The organism is Microbacterium sp. cx-59 (assembly GCF_020805625.1).
In the GTDB taxonomy this organism is placed as follows: domain Bacteria; phylum Actinomycetota; class Actinomycetes; order Actinomycetales; family Microbacteriaceae; genus Microbacterium.
The window spans coordinates 249,114-265,381 of the sequence record NZ_JAJHGO010000009.1 but is presented as its reverse complement, the minus strand read 5'-3'; the positions used below and the strand labels follow the sequence as shown (position 1 = coordinate 265,381).

12 protein-coding genes are annotated in these 16,268 nt (G+C 69.4%); 10 read left to right on the top strand and 2 right to left on the bottom strand.

The window, feature by feature from the left end:
* Nucleotides 1–93: 93 nt before the first annotated feature.
* The 4 genes from LMI96_RS13420 to LMI96_RS13405 all read left to right on the top strand — a co-directional run bounded on the left by LMI96_RS13420 (nt 94) and on the right by LMI96_RS13405 (nt 4,436).
* Entirely contained in the window at nt 94–1,284 is a 1,191-nt protein-coding gene (locus LMI96_RS13420; RefSeq protein WP_223723072.1) for a bifunctional 2-methylcitrate synthase/citrate synthase, read from the top strand.
* A gap of 2 nt (nt 1,285–1,286) precedes the next feature.
* Nucleotides 1,287–2,471 (top strand): thiolase family protein, encoded by a 1,185-nt coding sequence (locus LMI96_RS13415; RefSeq protein ID WP_228361845.1) that lies wholly within the window; start codon nt 1,287–1,289, stop codon nt 2,469–2,471.
* Between the two features lie 139 nt (nt 2,472–2,610).
* Nucleotides 2,611–3,387, top strand: coding sequence for an enoyl-CoA hydratase-related protein (locus LMI96_RS13410; protein ID WP_223723070.1), 777 nt, complete (start codon nt 2,611–2,613; stop codon nt 3,385–3,387).
* A gap of 20 nt (nt 3,388–3,407) precedes the next feature.
* A complete protein-coding gene (locus LMI96_RS13405) occupies nt 3,408–4,436 on the top strand; it encodes a cytochrome b/b6 domain-containing protein (protein ID WP_228361844.1) in 1,029 nt (342 codons plus the stop codon).
* Nucleotides 4,437–4,604: 168 nt separating this feature from the next.
* Here LMI96_RS13405 and LMI96_RS13400 read toward each other — a convergent pair whose 3' ends face one another.
* Nucleotides 4,605–5,111 carry a GNAT family N-acetyltransferase gene (locus LMI96_RS13400; protein ID WP_223723068.1) on the bottom strand — a complete coding sequence of 169 codons (507 nt, stop codon included), beginning with the start codon at nt 5,109–5,111 and terminating at the stop codon, nt 4,605–4,607.
* Nucleotides 5,112–5,319: 208 nt separating this feature from the next.
* Between LMI96_RS13400 and LMI96_RS13395 the strand changes: the two genes are divergently transcribed.
* Both LMI96_RS13395 and LMI96_RS13390 read left to right on the top strand, forming a co-directional pair.
* On the top strand, nt 5,320–5,814 hold the full coding sequence (locus tag LMI96_RS13395; protein WP_267059848.1) for a thioesterase family protein: 495 nt from the start codon (nt 5,320–5,322) through the stop codon (nt 5,812–5,814).
* Nucleotides 5,815–5,890: 76 nt separating this feature from the next.
* Nucleotides 5,891–9,622: a bifunctional proline dehydrogenase/L-glutamate gamma-semialdehyde dehydrogenase gene (locus tag LMI96_RS13390; protein WP_228361842.1), complete on the top strand. Its 3,732-nt coding sequence runs from the start codon at nt 5,891–5,893 to the stop codon at nt 9,620–9,622.
* A 113-nt stretch (nt 9,623–9,735) separates the two neighbouring features.
* Here LMI96_RS13390 and LMI96_RS13385 read toward each other — a convergent pair whose 3' ends face one another.
* Complete coding sequence (locus LMI96_RS13385; protein ID WP_228362023.1) at nt 9,736–11,649, bottom strand: MDR family MFS transporter; 1,914 nt, start codon at nt 11,647–11,649, stop codon at nt 9,736–9,738.
* Between the two features lie 186 nt (nt 11,650–11,835).
* On the opposite strand from LMI96_RS13385, the gene LMI96_RS13380 reads away from it, so the two are divergent.
* From LMI96_RS13380 to LMI96_RS13365, 4 genes are all read left to right on the top strand, one after another.
* Nucleotides 11,836–12,849: a LacI family DNA-binding transcriptional regulator gene (locus LMI96_RS13380; RefSeq protein ID WP_228361841.1), complete on the top strand. Its 1,014-nt coding sequence runs from the start codon at nt 11,836–11,838 to the stop codon at nt 12,847–12,849.
* Nucleotides 12,850–13,012: 163 nt separating this feature from the next.
* A complete protein-coding gene (locus LMI96_RS13375) occupies nt 13,013–14,350 on the top strand; it encodes an ABC transporter substrate-binding protein (RefSeq protein WP_228361840.1) in 1,338 nt (445 codons plus the stop codon).
* Between the two features lie 50 nt (nt 14,351–14,400).
* Nucleotides 14,401–15,321, top strand: a complete 921-nt coding sequence (locus LMI96_RS13370) for a carbohydrate ABC transporter permease (RefSeq protein ID WP_223723062.1) — start codon at nt 14,401–14,403, stop codon at nt 15,319–15,321.
* Nucleotides 15,321–16,259 (top strand): carbohydrate ABC transporter permease, encoded by a 939-nt coding sequence (locus LMI96_RS13365; protein WP_228361839.1) that lies wholly within the window; start codon nt 15,321–15,323, stop codon nt 16,257–16,259. Before LMI96_RS13370 ends, LMI96_RS13365 begins: the two co-directional genes overlap by 1 nt.
* The last annotated feature ends 9 nt before the right edge of the window (nt 16,260–16,268 follow it).

Sequence of the window (16,268 nt, the reverse complement as noted above, 5' to 3'; positions counted from 1 at the left end):
CGCGTTCCGTGTTCCGAAATCTGCCGCTGCGGTTCAGCGGCACAATTCGGCATACGGGCGCGGGGAACACGGCGCGCATCACGAAGGAGTGACATGACCGAGCAGAACGAGGTTCACCGGGGCCTCGCCGGAGTGGTGGCCGATACGACGGCCATCTCGAAGGTCGATCCCGAGACGAATTCGCTGCTGTACCGCGGGTATCCCGTGCAGGAGCTCGCCGCGACGCAGCCGTTCGAGGCGGTCGCGTACCTCCTCTGGCACGGCGACCTGCCGACGGATGCGCAACTCGCCGAGCTGCGTCGTCTCGAGCGCGAGCATCGCGCGCTGACCCCGGCGGTGCAGTCCGCCATCGACCTCGTGCCGCTCGATGCGCACCCGATGGACGAGGTGCGGACGGCGCTCAGCGTGCTCGGCGCCGCCGACCTCGCCGGCTCCGGCTCGGTGCTCGACGCAAGCGGCAACCCCGAGCTGAACCTGGCGCGCAGCATCCGACTGTTCGCCGCGCTTCCCGCGATCGTCGCGTACGGTCAGCGTCGGCGCCGCGGGACGACGGCGATCGCGCCGCGCGATGACCTCGACTACGCCGCGAACTTCCTCTGGATGACCTTCGGCGAGGAGTCGGATGAGGTCGTCGTCGACGCGTTCAACCGCTCGATGGTGCTGTACGCCGAGCACTCGTTCAACGCGTCGACCTTCACGGCACGCGTGATCGCGTCGACGCTCAGCGACCTGTACTCGGCCGTCGTCGGTGCCGTCGGCGCGCTGAAGGGGCCGCTGCACGGCGGCGCCAACGAGGCCGTGCTGCACATCTTCGACGAGATCGGCGATGCCGCCAACGTCGACGAGTGGCTCGATGAGGCCCTCGCCGCCAAGCGCAAGATCATGGGATTCGGCCACCGGGTCTACAAGCGCGGGGACTCGCGCGTGCCGACCATGAAGGCGGCGCTCGACGATCTCGTCGAGCACTACGACCGCCCCGACATCGGCGCGCTGTACAGCACGCTCGAGTCGGAGTTCGTCGCGCGCAAGGGCATCTACCCGAACCTCGACTATCCGTCCGGCCCGGTCTACAACCTGATCGGATTCGACACGGTCACCTTCACGCCGCTGTTCGTCGCCGCTCGCGTGACGGGGTGGACCGCCCACATCCAGGAGCAGTTCTCCGCGAACGCTCTGATCCGTCCGCTGTCGTCGTACATCGGCCCGGACGAACGGCACATCCCCGGCTACGTGCAGGATGCCGCCGAGCGCGACGCGGCCCGACGGCCCGAAGAGCGGGTCTGACGATGACCCGCACGGCCGTCATCGTCGACGTCGTGCGAACGCCCTCGGGGCGCGGAAAGCCGGGCGGTGCGCTGAGCGGCGTGCACCCGGTCGACCTCGCCGCCGGCGTGCTGTGCGCGATCGTCGAGCGGAACGGACTCGATCCGGTGCTGGTCGACGACGTGATGCTGGGCTGCGTCAGCCAGGTCGGCGAGCAGAGCATGAACATCGCCCGGCAGGCCGTGCTCGCGGCGGGCTTCGCCGAATCCGTGCCGGGAACGACCCTCGACCGGCAGTGCGGCTCGAGTCAGCAGGCCGTGCACGCCGCCGCGCAGGCCGTCATGGCGGGCGCGGCGGACATCGTGATCGCCGGCGGGGTGGAGTCGATGAGTCGCGTGCCGCTCGGCGCCGCCGCATCGGTCGCGGGTTCCCCGTGGTCGCCGGGGCTCCGCGCCCGCTACCCCGAGGGACTCGTGGGGCAGGGTGTCTCTGCCGAGCTGATCGCCGCGCGGTGGTCGCTCGGGCGCGCGGACCTCGATGCGTACGCGGCCCGGTCGCACGACCGCGCGGCGGCCGCCGCATCCGCCGGCTTCTTCGACAGCCAGCTCGTGCCGGTGGCAACGGATGCCGGACTCGTCACGGTCGATGAGACCGTCCGCCCGGGGACGACGGCAGAGCGGCTTGCCGGGCTCGCTCCGGCCTTCCGCACCGACGAGATGGCGGCCCGGTTCCCCGAACTCGAATGGCGCATCACCGCGGGAACGTCGTCTCCCCTGACCGACGGTGCATCGGCGGTGCTCATCATGAGCGAGGAGCGCGCGATCGCGCTGGGCCTCGTGCCCCGCGCGCGGTTCCACGCGTTCGCGGTCGTCGGCGACGACCCGCTGCTGATGCTGACCGGGCCGATCCCGGCGACCCGCCGCATCCTGGAACGCAGCGGCCTGCGCCTCGACGACATCGACGCGTACGAAGTGAACGAGGCGTTCGCGTCGGTGCCGCTCGCGTGGGCGGCCGAGCTCGGCGCCGACGACGAACGCCTGAACCCACGCGGCGGCGCGATCGCGCTCGGGCATGCACTCGGCTCCTCGGGCACGCGCCTGCTCGGCACGCTGCTCGCCCACCTCGAGGCGACCGGGGGTCGCTTCGGGCTGCAGACGATGTGCGAGGGCGGCGGGATGGCGAACGCCACCGTCATCGAACGACTCTGACGCCGCCGACACCCGCTTCACTTGCCTCAAATACACGCTTTGCGCGTCGAAAAGCGTGTATCTGAGGCAAGTGAGGGTGCGGGTTTGCTCCGGCAGCGGAGTCTGCGCGAAGCGCGGCGCGCGTGACACGATGGAGCGTATGAGCTCCTATGAGACGATCCTCGTCGAGCAGCGCGGACGGGTCGGCTGGATCACCCTGAACCGCCCCGAGGCCCTGAACGCCCTCAACTCGACCCTCGCCACCGAACTGGCCGCCGCCGTCGCCGCGTTCGACGGCGATGAGGGCATCGGATGCATCGTGCTGACCGGCAGCGAGCGTGCGTTCGCCGCGGGCGCCGACATCAAGGAGATGGCCGACAAGTCCGCGCGCGAGATGCTCATGCAGAGCCCGTTCGCCCCGCTGGAGTCGGTCGCGCGCGCCCGCACCCCGATCATCGCCGCGGTCGCCGGGTTCGCGCTCGGCGGCGGGTGCGAACTCGCGATGATCTGCGACCTCATCCTCGCCGCCGACACCGCGAAGTTCGGCCAGCCCGAGATCAACCTGGGCGTCATCCCCGGGCTCGGCGGCACCCAGCGGCTGACGCGCGCGATCGGCGCGGCGAAGGCGGCGGAACTCGTGCTCACCGGGCGAACGATGGATGCGGTCGAAGCCGAACGCGCCGGCCTGGTCGCCCGCGTCGTGCCCGCCGCCGATCTTCTCGCCGAGGCCGCGGCCGTGGCGGAGACGATCGCATCGAAGTCGCTGCCGGTCGTCTACGCCGCGAAGGAAGCGCTCCGCGCGGCGCAGGAGACGACGCTCGCCGAGGGGCTGCGGTTCGAGAAGCAGGTCTTCGCCGGGCTGTTCGCGCTCGAGGATCAGAAGGAGGGCATGGCCGCCTTCCGCGCCAAGCGCGCTCCCGAATTCCGTCACCGCTGATCCGGGGCGGATGACGCACGGTGAGTGACGAGAAGGAAGACGCGCGCGCCCCGCTGCCGTTCCGGCCGACCGTCTTTCCCGGGGCGGCCGCATCCGTCCGCCCGGCGCCGCGGCCCGAGCCCCGACGGTACGGTCCGTTCACGCGGTGGCAGTGGGCGGGGGCGGTGATCGTCGTCGGCGGAGGGCTGCTGTTCGCGGCGGCCATGACCGTTCTCGCGGCGCGCTGGCTGCTCTCCCTCGACGCGTTGCGCGACTTCACAGCCGACTACCCGGGCGCCTACGCGCTGCCGGCGTCGGCGCCCGTCGGCATCCCCGCCTGGCTCGGCTGGCAGCACTTCTTCAACGCGTTCCTGCTCGTGCTCATCATCCGCTCCGGCATGCAGGTGCGCCGTGAGAAGCGGCCGCGCGCGTTCTGGCATCCGCGCCGCGACCGCAAGGTCCGCATCACCCTCACGCTCTGGGGGCACCTCGCGGTCGACCTGCTCTGGCTTGTGAACGGGGCCGTGTACGTCGTGCTGCTGTTCAGCACGGGACAGTGGATGCGGATCGTGCCGACGAGCCTCGACGTCTTCCCGAATGCGCTGTCGGCCGTGCTGCAGTACGCGTCGCTCGACTGGCCGACCGAGAACGGCTGGGTGAACTACAACAGCGTTCAGCAACTGTCGTATTTCGCGGTCGTCTTCCTCGCCGCGCCGCTCGCGACGCTGACGGGGGTGCGTCTGTCGAAGCTGTGGCCGAAGAACACGCCCCGCCTCGACCGGGTGATCACGTTCGAGGCGGCCCGCCGCATCCATTTCCCGGTGATGCTCTTCTTCGTGATGTTCATCGTCGTGCACGTCACGCTCGTGCTGGCCACCGGTGCGCTGCGAAACCTCAACCACATGTATGCGGCGCAGGGGTCGGTCGATCCGAACGCCTACGCCGACAACTGGCTCGGGTTCGGGATCTTCGTCGCGTCGATCGCCGTGATTCTCGCGGGGTGGATCGCCTACCGCCCGCGCGTCCTCATCCCGATCGCCCGCCTGTTCGGCACCGTCACCGAGCGCTGATCCGGCCCGGGCCGCCGCGACCCGACAACCCGCAGATTTCCGCGAGACGGGATTTTGGCGCCGAGACAGCGGGGTAACCCCTCCGTCTCGGCGCGAAGAACCCGTCTCGCGGGAACGAAGGGGGCCGGGAGGCGCGGCTGGCCGGCCGGCCGCGGATGCGGCAGCGGGTCAGCGGACGAAGCGGGCTTCGGTCAGGGTTTCGCCGAGGAACGGCTCGGTGTGCGTCTCGCCGTCGAGCGTGAAACCGTTGCGCTGGTAGAAGCGGTGAGCGCGCGGGTTGTCTTCGGCGACCCACAGGTACGCGGGCTCGCCGGCGTCGATCGCGGCGTCGAACAGCTCCTGGCCGATGCCCGTGCCGTGCCAGGCGTCGAGCAGGTAGATGAAGTACAACTCGCGGCCGCGCGGCGCATCGCGGTCGCGCGCGGGGCCGGACCCCGCGAACCCGACGATGTCGCCGTCGACGAGCGCGGCGCTCATCCGGAAGTCGGGTCCTTGCGACGCCCAGTGCGTCCAGAGCTCGGCGAGTCTCTTCGCTGAGACGCGCTCCAGTGCGGCCTTGCTGATGAGGTGGTCGTAGGTCTCGTGCCAGCACGTCGCGTGCACCCGGCCGAGGGCTTCGGCGTCGACGTCGCGAACGGGTCGGACGGTGACGCGGGCGGAGGTTTCGGCATCCATGGCCAGACTCTACGCGCGGCCCCACGGCACCGGAAATCGTGCGGCGTCGACGTGCGCAGGCGACGGATGCGGCCCGCCCCGCTGTGGGATTCGCACAAGGAACTGCGGTGCCCACGGGTGGATCGCTACGATCCGGGACGTGAATGTGATCTGGCGAACCCTGCTCCTTCTGTGCCGTTCCCGCCGCCGATACCGTCGCGAAGGCGCGATGGAACCCCTCGATGTCGGCGTCGTGCGGCTCACGACCCTGCCCACCGACCTCGACCTCGTCGGGCACATGAACAACGGGCGCTATCTGTCGCTGTTCGACCTCGGACGATTCGATCTGCTGATGCGCACGGGGCTCTGGGATCTCGGGCGCGAGCGCGGCTGGTATCCGGTCGTGGCCAACGCGACGATCAGCTACCGGAAGTCGCTGCACCTCTGGCAGCGCTTCGACATCGAGTCCCGGCTCGTCGCGGCGGACGACCGGGCCATGTACCTCGAGCATCGCGTGGTCGTGCGCGGCGAGATCTACGCGCGGCTGCTCGTGCGCGGGCGGTTCGTGAAGCGCTCCGGCGGCGTGCTGCCCATCGGGGAACTGTTCGAGGCGATCGGTCTGGATCCCGCCGCGGTGCCGGCTCCGGACGAGTGGATGACCCGGTGGGCGGATGATGTCGCCCTGCCGCCGACGAAGGCCCCCGCCCCGAGCACCTGGGCCTGAGCGGGGGAGCGGGCGAGGCGCGACGGAGTGCGCGTCGTCACGGGGCGCGGCGGCGGGCCAGACATAGGCTGAGCGCATGTCCCAGAGCTTCGAAGACGGCTCGGTCGCGCCACAAGCAGCGGCCACCGCATCCCTCGCCGACACCGCTGTCGCGCTCGCCCGCAGCTGGGTCTCGGAAGCAGCGTCCGCCGACGTCGATCCGTCGGCCGAGCGCCTCGCCGGCGTGCTCCGCGACCCGAAGGGCCTTCCCTTCACGATCGGTTTCGTCGACGGTGTCATGCGGCCCGAGAGTCTCTCCGCCGCGGCCGCGAATCTCAGCCGTGTCGCCCCGCTCGTGCCGCACTTCCTGCCCTGGTACCTCCGGTCCGCCGTGCGGCTCGGAGGTGCGGTCGCGTCCGCCGCGCCGACCCCCGTCGTGCCGATCGCTCGTCGCGTGCTGCGCGAGATGGTCGGCCACCTGATCGTCGACGCCCGGCCCGCGAAGCTCGGCCCGGCGATCGCGAAGCTCCGCGAGTCCGGTGCGCGTCTGAACCTGAACCTCCTCGGCGAGGCCGTGCTGGGCGAGGACGAGGCCGCCCGTCGCCTCGCGGGCATCCACGACCTCATCCGTCGCCCCGATGTCGACTACGTCTCGGTGAAGGTGTCGGCCATCGCGAGCCACATCTCGATGTGGGCGTTCGACGAGGTCGTCGATCGCGTCGTCGAGCGGCTCCTGCCGCTGTACCTCTCGGCCCGGCAGGACGGCACGTTCATCAACCTCGACATGGAGGAGTACCGCGATCTCGACCTGACGATCGCGGTGTTCACCCGCATCCTCGAAGACGAGCGGCTCGTCGGACTCCAGGCGGGAATCGTGCTGCAGGCGTACCTGCCCGACGCCCTGCCGGCCCTGCAGCAGCTCACGGCGTGGGCCCGTCAGCGCGTGGCCGGCGGGGGCGCCGCCATCAAGGTGCGCCTCGTCAAGGGCGCCAACCTCGCCATGGAGCACGTCGACGCCGTCATGCACGGCTGGCCGCAGGCCCCCTTCGACACCAAGCTCGACACCGACGCGAACTACCTGCGCTGCCTCGACTGGGCCTTCCAGAGCGAGCGGACGGATGCGGTGCGCATCGGCGTCGCGGGCCACAACCTGTTCGACATCGCGTACGCCTGGCTGCTCGCGGGCGAGCGCGGCGTGCGGGGCCGCGTGGAGTTCGAGATGCTGCTCGGCATGGCGCAGGGGCAGGTGCAGGCGGTGACCCGCACCGTCGGCCACGTGCTGCTCTACGTTCCGGTCGTGCGCCCCGACGAGTTCGACGTCGCGATCAGCTACCTCGTGCGGCGCCTCGAGGAGAACGCGTCGGAGGAGAACTTCCTCTCGGCCGCGTTCGAGCTGGAGGACGAGCCGGAGCTGTGGGCGCGCGAGCGGGATCGTTTCCTCGCCTCCCTCGACCGGATGACGGAGCCGGGCCTGCGCGTCGGGCCGCGCCGTGGCCAGGACCGCGGCCGTCTTCCCGCCGACCCGGCCGACCCCGCGATCCTCCGCGACCCGGCGCCGACCCAGGAGATCCAGACGGGCCTCACGCAGGCCGTCATGGGGATCGCGTCCGATCACGCCGAGGCCGACGCCCGATCCGTGCTGTTCGGCGGTGCCGAGTTCGTCGAGACCGCCGTGTTCGAAGACCGTGAGTCCGAGGGGCGTGCGCTCGGCGCATCCGGCTTCCGGAACGCGGCGGATTCCGACCCGGCGCTTCCGGCCGGGCGCGAGTGGGCGCGCGACATCCTGGCCCGCATCGACGGCTCGACCGCCGGCGACGCCGTCATCGATGCGGCGCGGGTCGATGACGCCGCCGCGCTGGAGAAGATCGTTGCCCGCGTGCGGACGGCCGCCGGCACGTGGGGCGCCCTGCCCGCCGCCGATCGCGCGGTCGTGCTGCGGTCAGCGGGGCGGATGCTGGAAGCCCGACGCGCGCGACTGATCGAGGTCGCCGCATCCGAGACCGGCAAGGTGCTCGCGGAGGCCGACGTCGAGGTGAGCGAAGCGGTTGACTTCGCGAACTACTACGCCGCCACCGCGCGCGAGCTCGACCGGGTGACGGGGGCAGTCTTCGAGCCGTCGCGGGTCACGGTCGTCGCACCGCCCTGGAACTTCCCGCTCGCGATCCCCGCCGGCGGAGTGCTCGCCGCGCTCGCCGCCGGCTCCGGGGTCGTCTTCAAGCCGGCTCCGCAGGCGCGTCGCTGCGCGGCCGTCGTCGCGGAGGCGCTGTGGGATGCGGGCGTTCCGCGCGATGCGCTCGCGCTCGTCGACATCGACGAAGGCGAGCTCGGACAGCGACTGATCGCCCACCCCGATGTCGACCGCGTGATCCTGACCGGATCGTGGGAGACCGCGCAGCTGTTCCGCTCGTGGCGCGCCGACCTGCCGATCCTCGCGGAGACGAGCGGCAAGAACGCGATGATCGTGATGCCGTCGGCCGACCTCGATCTCGCCGCATCCGATCTCGTGAAGAGCGCCTTCGGTCACGCGGGGCAGAAGTGCTCGGCCGCGTCGCTCGCGATTCTCGTGGGCCCGGTCGGGCGCTCGTCGCGCTTCGCCCGCCAGCTCATCGATGCGACCCGTTCGCTGCGGGTCGGGCCGCCGTCCGACGCGCTCGCCGAGGTGGGGCCGGTCATCGAGCCGCCGCACGGGAAGCTCGCCTGGGCGCTCGACGAGCTGGACGACGGTGAGAAGTGGCTCGTCCGTCCGGAGCAGGTCGACGGTCCGCCGGAACTCGCGGGACGGCTGTGGCGTCCCGGCATCCGCGTCGGCGTGCAGCCCCGTTCGCGCTTCCACCTCGAGGAGTTCTTCGGGCCGGTGCTCGGCGTCATGCACGCGTCGTCGCTCGCGGAAGCGATCGAGCTGCAGAACGCGGTCGCTTACGGGCTGACCGCGGGTCTGTACACGCAGAACCCGGATGACCTCTCGACGTGGCTCGACGGGGTCGAGGCCGGAAATCTGTACGTGAACCGCGGCATCACCGGCGCGATCGTGCAGCGTCAGCCGTTCGGCGGATGGAAGCGTTCCTCGGTCGGGGCGGGTACGAAAGCGGGTGGCCCGAACTACCTCATCGGACTCGGTTCGTGGCGGCCGACCGCATCCGGGGCCGCATCGAGCACCCTGCACCTGCGCGGGCTCGACTCGCGCATCACGACGATCATCGAGGCCGCACAGCCGTCGCTCGACTACGACCGCTTCGAGTGGCTGCGTCGTGCGGCGCTGTCGGATGCGGTCGAGTGGGACCGCGAATTCGGTCGCATCAAGGACGTCTCGAAGCTCGGTGTGGAGCGGAACCTGTTCCGCTACCGGCCGGTCGAGGTCGCCGTGCGCGCGACCGCCGGTGCCGAGGTGCAGGAGGTGCTGCGGGTGGCGCTGGCCGGCATCCGCGCGGCGTCCGCCTTCACGCTGAGCGTCGCGGCCGGGTTGCCCGGCGGCATCCGCCGCGCCCTGTCGGATGCGGGCGTCACCGTGCACGTCGACACGGATGCGGAGTGGATCGAACGCGCGACCCGCGCGAGTGTCGACGCCGCGGTGACGCTGATGAGTACCGGGACGGATGCGCCGCCCGCGCGCGCTCCGCGCGTTCGCCTGATCGGCCCGGCGGTGGAAACGGAGGCGCTGCACCGCGTGCTCGCGGAGGCCGTCGCCGGCGACCCCGACCTCGCGGTGTACCCGAACCCGGTCACGACCGCCGGGCGGCTCGAGCTGCTGCCGTTCCTGCACGAGCAGGCGATCTCGATCACGGCGCACCGTTTCGGCAACCCCGACCCGTGGAGCGAGTCCGTCATCTGACGCCCCCGAACCCGGTTCACTTGCCTCATATTCACGCTTTTCGGGGCGTTTCGCGTGTATGTGAGGCAAGCGAACCGGGGCGAGACCCCGCGCGATCGGCGCGGCGGCGGCCGTCAGCCGCGCTCGCGCAGCTCGCGGCGAGTGAGCGGCGCGGCGGAGGCGGGCTCGCGCTCCTCGGAGGCCGGCTCGCGTCCCGCTGAGGCGGGTTCGCGCTCCTCCTCGTCGGCCATCGGAGCGGCCAGCGCGCCGGACTCGGCCGCGGCCTGCTCGGCGAGCACGGCCGCGTCATCCGCCGCCTCCTGCAGCGCCGACTTCGCGCGGAGCGGGGGCGTGCGGAAGAAGAGCGCCAGCAGGAACGCGAGCAGCACGACCCCGAGCGCGACCCGGTACACCGAGACCGCCGAGTCATTGAAGCCGATCAGGATGGGGGCGGTGAGGCGCGGGTCGGCGCCGTTGAGGAACGACGTGTCGTCCATCACGGTGCTGTCGAACGAGCCGCCGTCCGATCCGCCGCCGGTGAGACCCTCCTGCAGCTGCGGCAGCGCGCTCGCGACGAAGGCGCTCCGCTGCGTGTCGTCGGAGAGGTCGACGGATGCGGCGGCTGCCGCATCCTGCAGCCCCGACACGATCGGGGTGTAGATGCTCTGCATGATGGCCGCGTTCTGCGGCGCATCCGCGACGGACGGGTCGAGCGCCGCGTCGATCGCTTCGGTCAGCGTCTCGTCATCGGAGAACGATGCCTGGATGTTGGTGGGCACGAGCGTGAACAGCAGCGAGAGCAGGATGGCGGTGCCGAGCGTGCCACCGATCTGGCGGAAGAACGTCGAGGCGCTCGTGGCGACGCCCATGTCGCGGAGGCCCACGGCGTTCTGGCTCGCGATCGTGAGGGTCTGCATGAGCTGGCCGAGTCCGAGGCCCAGCAGCAGCATGGCGCCGGCGAGGTACCAGTACGAGTTGTCGGCGTGCAGGAACGTGAGGGCGAGATAGCCGGCGGAGAGGAACAGGGTGCCGAGGATCGGGAAGATCCGGTAGCGGCCCGTGCGCGCGATGATCTGACCGCTCGCGATCGAGGCGATCATGAGGCCGAGGATCATCGGCAGCATCTGGAAGCCGCTCTCGGTCGGCGTCGCGCCGAGCACGAGCTGCAGGTAGAGCGGCAGCGTCAGCATCGCCCCGAACATTCCGAAGCCGACCAGCACGCCGATGACGGTCGCCATCGAGAACGTCGGCGAGCGGAAGAGCGCGAGGGGGATGAGCGCGTCGGTCTTCATCGCGCGTTCGACGAGGATGAACGCCAGCACGCCGCCCGCACCCACGACGTAGCAGGCGATCGCGATCGGCGAGGTCCAGCCCCATTCGCGGCCCTGTTCGGCGATCAGCAGAAGAGGCACGAGGGCGACGACGACGAAGGTCGCGCCCCACCAGTCGATGCGCACCGAGTCCCGCGGGTGGTGCGGGATGTGCAGGAACCGCAGCACGATGAACAGCGCGATGATGCCGATCGGCACGTTGATCAGGAAGACCCAGCGCCATCCGGTGATGAAGAGGATCTGGTCGGTGCCCGCGAACACGCCGCCGACGAGCGGGCCGATCACGCTGGAGATGCCGAAAACCGCGAGGAAGTAGCCCTGGTACTTCGCCCGCTCGCGCGGCGCGAGGATGTCGCCCATGATCGCGAGGGGCATCGACATGAGCCCGCCCGCGCCGAGTCCCTGCACGGCGCGGAACGCCGCGAGCTGCACCATGTCGGTCGAGAAGCTCGCCAGCACCGAGCCGACGATGAACACGATGATCGCGAACAGGAACAGCGGACGCCGACCGAAGATGTCGGAGAGCTTGCCGTAGATCGGGGTCGAGATCGTCGACACGATCAAATACGCCGTGGTCACCCAGGCCTGCAGGCTGAGCCCGTCGAGGTCGTCGCCGATCGTGCGGATCGAGGTGCCGACGATCGTCTGGTCGAGCGCGGAGAGGAACATGCCCGCCATGAGACCGAAGATCACCAGCAGGATCGCACGGTGCGTCATCACCGGCTGAGCGGACGCGGGGGGACGAACGGTCTCGGACATGCGACCTCCGGGGAAGGAGAGGGCCCGAGGGGAATCCTCGGAGCGATGCCCCGCGCGAGCGGAACGACTTATCGTAGTGCGCTCGCGCGGCGGCGTCCGCATCCGCGGCGCTACAACGTTGTACAGTGACGGCATGGGGCGGGCATGACACCGACGTTGCACGACGTCGCACGGCTGGCCGGCGTGTCCATCAAGACCGTCTCCAACGTCATCAACGACTACCCGCACATCCGTCCCGCCACCCGCGAGAAGGTGCAATTGGCGATCGCAGAGCTCGGCTACACGCCGAACCTCACGGCTCGGAACCTGCGGAGCGGTCGCACCGGAGCGATCGCTCTCGCCGTTCCCGATCTCGGCCTCAGCTACTTCGCCGAACTCGCCGCCACCGTCATCGCCGAAGCGGAGCGGCTCGGCGTCGTCGTGCTCGTGGAGCAGACCGGCGGCGACCGCGGCCGAGAACTCGATCTGCTGCGGAGCCCGCGACTGAAGCTCACCGACGGGCTCATCTTCAGTCCGCTCGGCATGGGCCAGGACGACGCCGAGCGGCTGAGCGTGCCGTACCCGATGGTGCTGCTCGGTGAGCGGATCTTCGACGGACCCGTGGATCACGTGACGATGCGGAACGTGGATGCGGCGCGCGCGGCGACGGAGTATCTGATCGCCGCCGGGCGGCGTCGGATCGCGGTGGTCGGTGCGCACGACGGCGAGGTGATCGGTTCGGCGGGGCTGCGCCTGCGCGGATACCGCGAGGCGCTCGCTGTGGCGGGAATCGCCTACGACGACGCGCTCATCGGATACACGACGATGTGGCACCGCTCCAACGGTGCCCGAACGATGCGTGATCTCCTTGCTCGCGGCGCGGAGTTCGACGCCGTTTTCGGACTGAACGACACGCTCGCGCTCGGGGCGATGCGCGCCCTCCAGGAGAGCGGCCGACGTGTGCCCGACGATGTCGCGGTGATGGGTTTCGACGACCTCGACGAGGCGCAGTACTCCATCCCCTCGTTGACGACGGTCGACCCGGGGCAGGCCTGGATCGCGCGGACGGCGGTGCAGACACTGCTGGCTCGCATCGCCGGCCCGGCCGCAGGCAATGCTCCGGGGCTTCTGCTCGCGGACTTCCGCATCGCGACGCGGGAGTCCGCACCGGCCGTGTGACGACTTCTTGACAGAAGTCCCGACGCGCGTCATCATCGCTTTACAACGTTTACTTTCCAACGTTGTAAAGCGAGTGCAGCGCAGCACCAGTCGGTGCTCGGGCGCACCGCATCCATCTCCGTAAGACACCGGTGTCCACACCGCGAGAGGAAGCACACAGCCCATGAGATCCAAGGTCATCGCAGGCTTCGGCGTCGTTGCCGTTGCAGCTGCTGCCCTCACCGGATGCGCCGGTTCCGGCGCTGCCGAGAGCTCGTGCACGAACAAGATCGTCAACCCCGACGCGACGCAGGTGTCGGTCTGGGCCTGGTACCCGTCCTTCGAGGAGGTCGTCGATCTCTTCAATGAGAGCCACGACGACGTCCAGATCTGCTGGACCAACGCCGGCCAGGGCAACGACGAGTACACGAAGTTCTCCACCTCGATCGAATCGGGCAGCGGCGCTCCCGACGTGATCATGCTCGAATCCGAAGTGCTCTCGAGCTTCGCCATCCGCAACGCGCTCGTCGACCTGTCGGAGTACGGCGCCGGCGACGTGCAGGCCGATTACACCGAGGGTGCGTGGAAGGACGTCTCCAGTGGAGACGCCGTCTACGCGATCCCGGTCGACGGTGGCCCCATGGGCATGCTGTACCGGCAAGACATCCTCGACCAGTACGGCATCGCTCCGCCCACGACCTGGGCCGAGTTCGCGGATGCTGCGCAGAAGCTGAAGGATGCCGGAGCGCCCGGCGTGCTCGCCAACTTCCCCCCGAACGGCCGCGCATTCACGCAGGCGCTGTTCGCCCAGGCGGGCTCTGTGCCCTTCACCTACGACAGCGCGTCGCCCCAGGAGATCGGCATCGACGTTGCCGATCAAGGTTCGAAGGACGTGCTCGCGTACTGGCAGGACCTGGCCGAGAAGGGTCTCGTCGCGACCGATGAGGCATTCACGGCCGACTACAACACGAAGCTCGTCGACGGCTCGTACGCCATCTACGTCGCTGCGGCCTGGGGCCCCGGCTACCTTCAGGGGCTGGAAGGCACCGACGACACGGCCGAGTGGCGAGCCGCGCCCGTTCCCCAGTGGGATGCAGCGAACCCGGTGCAGATCAACTGGGGTGGATCCACGTTCGCGGTGACCTCCCAGGCGAAGGACAAGGAGGCCGCCGCGACCGTCGCCAAGGAGGTCTTCGGCACCGAAGAGGCGTGGAAGATCGGAATCGAGAAGGCGGCGCTCTTCCCGCTGTGGAAGCCCGTCCTCGAGTCGGACTACTTCCGTGACCTCGAGTACCCGTTCTTCGGAGGCCAGCAGATCAACAAGGACGTATTCCTGCCCGCCGCATCCGGGTACGCCGGATTCACGTTCAGCCCGTTCCAGAACTACGCCTACGACCAGCTCCAGCAGCAGGTCACCGCGGTGGTGGTCGACCAGAACAAGGATGCCTCCGCGGCGCTCGATGACCTGCAGTCCACCCTCGAGACGTACGCGACCGATCAGGGCTTCGAGCTCGCAGGCTGACCCGATGGGGCCGGCCTGCGGGTCGGCCCCATCCTCACGGAAGTGACACCATGACCACTCAGACACTGCAGCGACCCGTCACCCGGCGGCGCAGCGGCATTGAGCGGCGGCAACGGGTCGGTTGGCTGTTCATCACGCCGTTCCTCGTGATCTTCGCCGCGTTCCTCGTCTTCCCTCTCATCTACGCCTTCGGTATGAGCCTGTTCAGCTCGACGCTCGCAACCGGCACGAAGTTCGTCGGCATCGACAACTACGCCAAGGCCTTCACCGATCCGCTGTTCCTCGGCGGCCTCGGCCGGGTGGCCCTGTTCGCGATCATCATGATCCCGGCCCAGCTGATCGTCGCGCTCGTCGCGGCGCTCGTGCTCGACTCGCTCGCCACCTGGCTCTCCAAGCTCTCCCGGTTGCTGATCTTTGCGCCGTATGCGATCCCGGTCGTGATCGGGGCGTTGATGTGGAGCTTCCTCTACAGTCCGCGGTTCGGTCCCGGCGGGACGATCTTCAGTCTGTTCGGACTCGAGGCCCCGAACTTCCTCGCGAGCGACTCGATCTTCTTCAGCCTGGTCAACATCGTCACCTGGCAGTGGGCCGGGTACTACATGATCGTCATCTACGCCGCGCTGCGATCGATCGATCCGGCGATCTACGAAGCGGCCCGCATCGACGGTGCCGGTGGGTGGCAGATCGCGACGCGCATCAAGGTGCCGATGATCTCCTCGTCGATGGTCATGGTCATCACATTCGCCCTGATCGGCACGCTGCAGTTCTTCACGGAGCCGACCGTGCTGCGCTCGATCGCCTCCGGAGCACTCCCGGCCGAATACACGCCGAATATGTACGCGTACGCGCTGGCGTTCAGCTACAGCCAGTTCAACTACGCCGCCACGATCGCGTTCTCGCTCGGGATCCTCGTGTTCATCGGGTCCTTCGGCTTCCTCTTCCTCACGCGCAAGCAGAACGGACTGAAGTGATGTCCGCCCTTCCCTCCTCCACCGCCGCTCTCGACGGGGCGCACACGACGGTCACCGGCATCCCGTCCCGTCGCAATCGCTCGGCCGGACGCCGCGGCGGACAGCGCCGCATCGGCTCCCACGTGCTGCTGATCGTGCTCGCGATCTACTTCATCATCCCGATCTGGTGGCTGTTCGTCTCGGCGACCAAAGACACGGGGAGCCTCTTCTCCAGTCCCGCGTTCTGGTTCGACAATCCCGGCAGCTTCTTTTCGAACATCGCCGGGCTCTTCGAGCACCAGGGTGGGATCTACTGGCGCTGGCTCGGCAACTCCTTCTTCTACGCATTCGTCTCGGGAGTCGGCGCGACGGTCGTGGCGGTCCTCGCGGGCTACGGGTTCGCGAAGTACCGGTTCCGGGGGCGCGGTGTCGTGTTCGGCATGATCCTCGGCTCGGTCATGGTGCCGCTCACGGCGCTCGTCATCCCGACATTCATGCTGCTCAGCCAGTACGGGCTCATCAACACTCCGTGGGCGGTCATCCTGCCCTCGCTCCTGAACCCGTTCGGTGTCTACCTCATGCGGGTCTACACGCAGGATGCGGTGCCCGAAGAGCTGCTGGAGGCCGCGCGCATCGACGGCGCGGGGGAGTGGCGTACGTTCACGACGATCGTCGTGCCGTTGCTCCGCCCCGCCATCGTGACCGTGTTGCTTCTGTCGATCGTCGGCACGTGGAACAACTTCTTCCTGCCGCTGGCGGTGCTGACCGATCCGCAGCTGCTGCCGGTGACGGTGGGACTCAACCGCTGGCTCGCGTTGTCGAACGCCGGCGCCGGCGGCGAGCAGGTGTGGAACCTCATCACCTCGGGGGCGTTCATCTCCGTGCTTCCGCTCCTGTTGTCCTTCCTTCTCCTGCAGCGGTACTGGCAGGGCGGGCTCGCCATCGGCTCGGTCAAGTGACCGGCACCG

What these genes read in the sequence shown, in the direction of transcription:
- LMI96_RS13420 (WP_223723072.1), top strand. Translation starts at nt 94, where the DNA reads ATGACCGAGCAGAACGAGGTTCACCGGGGCCTCGCCGGAGTGGTGGCC.
- LMI96_RS13415 (WP_228361845.1), top strand. Translation starts at nt 1,287, where the DNA reads ATGACCCGCACGGCCGTCATCGTCGACGTCGTGCGAACGCCCTCGGGG.
- LMI96_RS13410 (WP_223723070.1), top strand. Translation starts at nt 2,611, where the DNA reads ATGAGCTCCTATGAGACGATCCTCGTCGAGCAGCGCGGACGGGTCGGC.
- LMI96_RS13400 (WP_223723068.1), bottom strand. Translation starts at nt 5,111, where the DNA reads ATGGATGCCGAAACCTCCGCCCGCGTCACCGTCCGACCCGTTCGCGAC.
- LMI96_RS13395 (WP_267059848.1), top strand. Translation starts at nt 5,320, where the DNA reads ATGGAACCCCTCGATGTCGGCGTCGTGCGGCTCACGACCCTGCCCACC.
- LMI96_RS13390 (WP_228361842.1), top strand. Translation starts at nt 5,891, where the DNA reads ATGTCCCAGAGCTTCGAAGACGGCTCGGTCGCGCCACAAGCAGCGGCC.
- LMI96_RS13385 (WP_228362023.1), bottom strand. Translation starts at nt 11,649, where the DNA reads ATGACGCACCGTGCGATCCTGCTGGTGATCTTCGGTCTCATGGCGGGC.
- LMI96_RS13380 (WP_228361841.1), top strand. Translation starts at nt 11,836, where the DNA reads ATGACACCGACGTTGCACGACGTCGCACGGCTGGCCGGCGTGTCCATC.
- LMI96_RS13375 (WP_228361840.1), top strand. Translation starts at nt 13,013, where the DNA reads ATGAGATCCAAGGTCATCGCAGGCTTCGGCGTCGTTGCCGTTGCAGCT.
- LMI96_RS13370 (WP_223723062.1), top strand. Translation starts at nt 14,401, where the DNA reads ATGACCACTCAGACACTGCAGCGACCCGTCACCCGGCGGCGCAGCGGC.
- LMI96_RS13365 (WP_228361839.1), top strand. Translation starts at nt 15,321, where the DNA reads ATGTCCGCCCTTCCCTCCTCCACCGCCGCTCTCGACGGGGCGCACACG.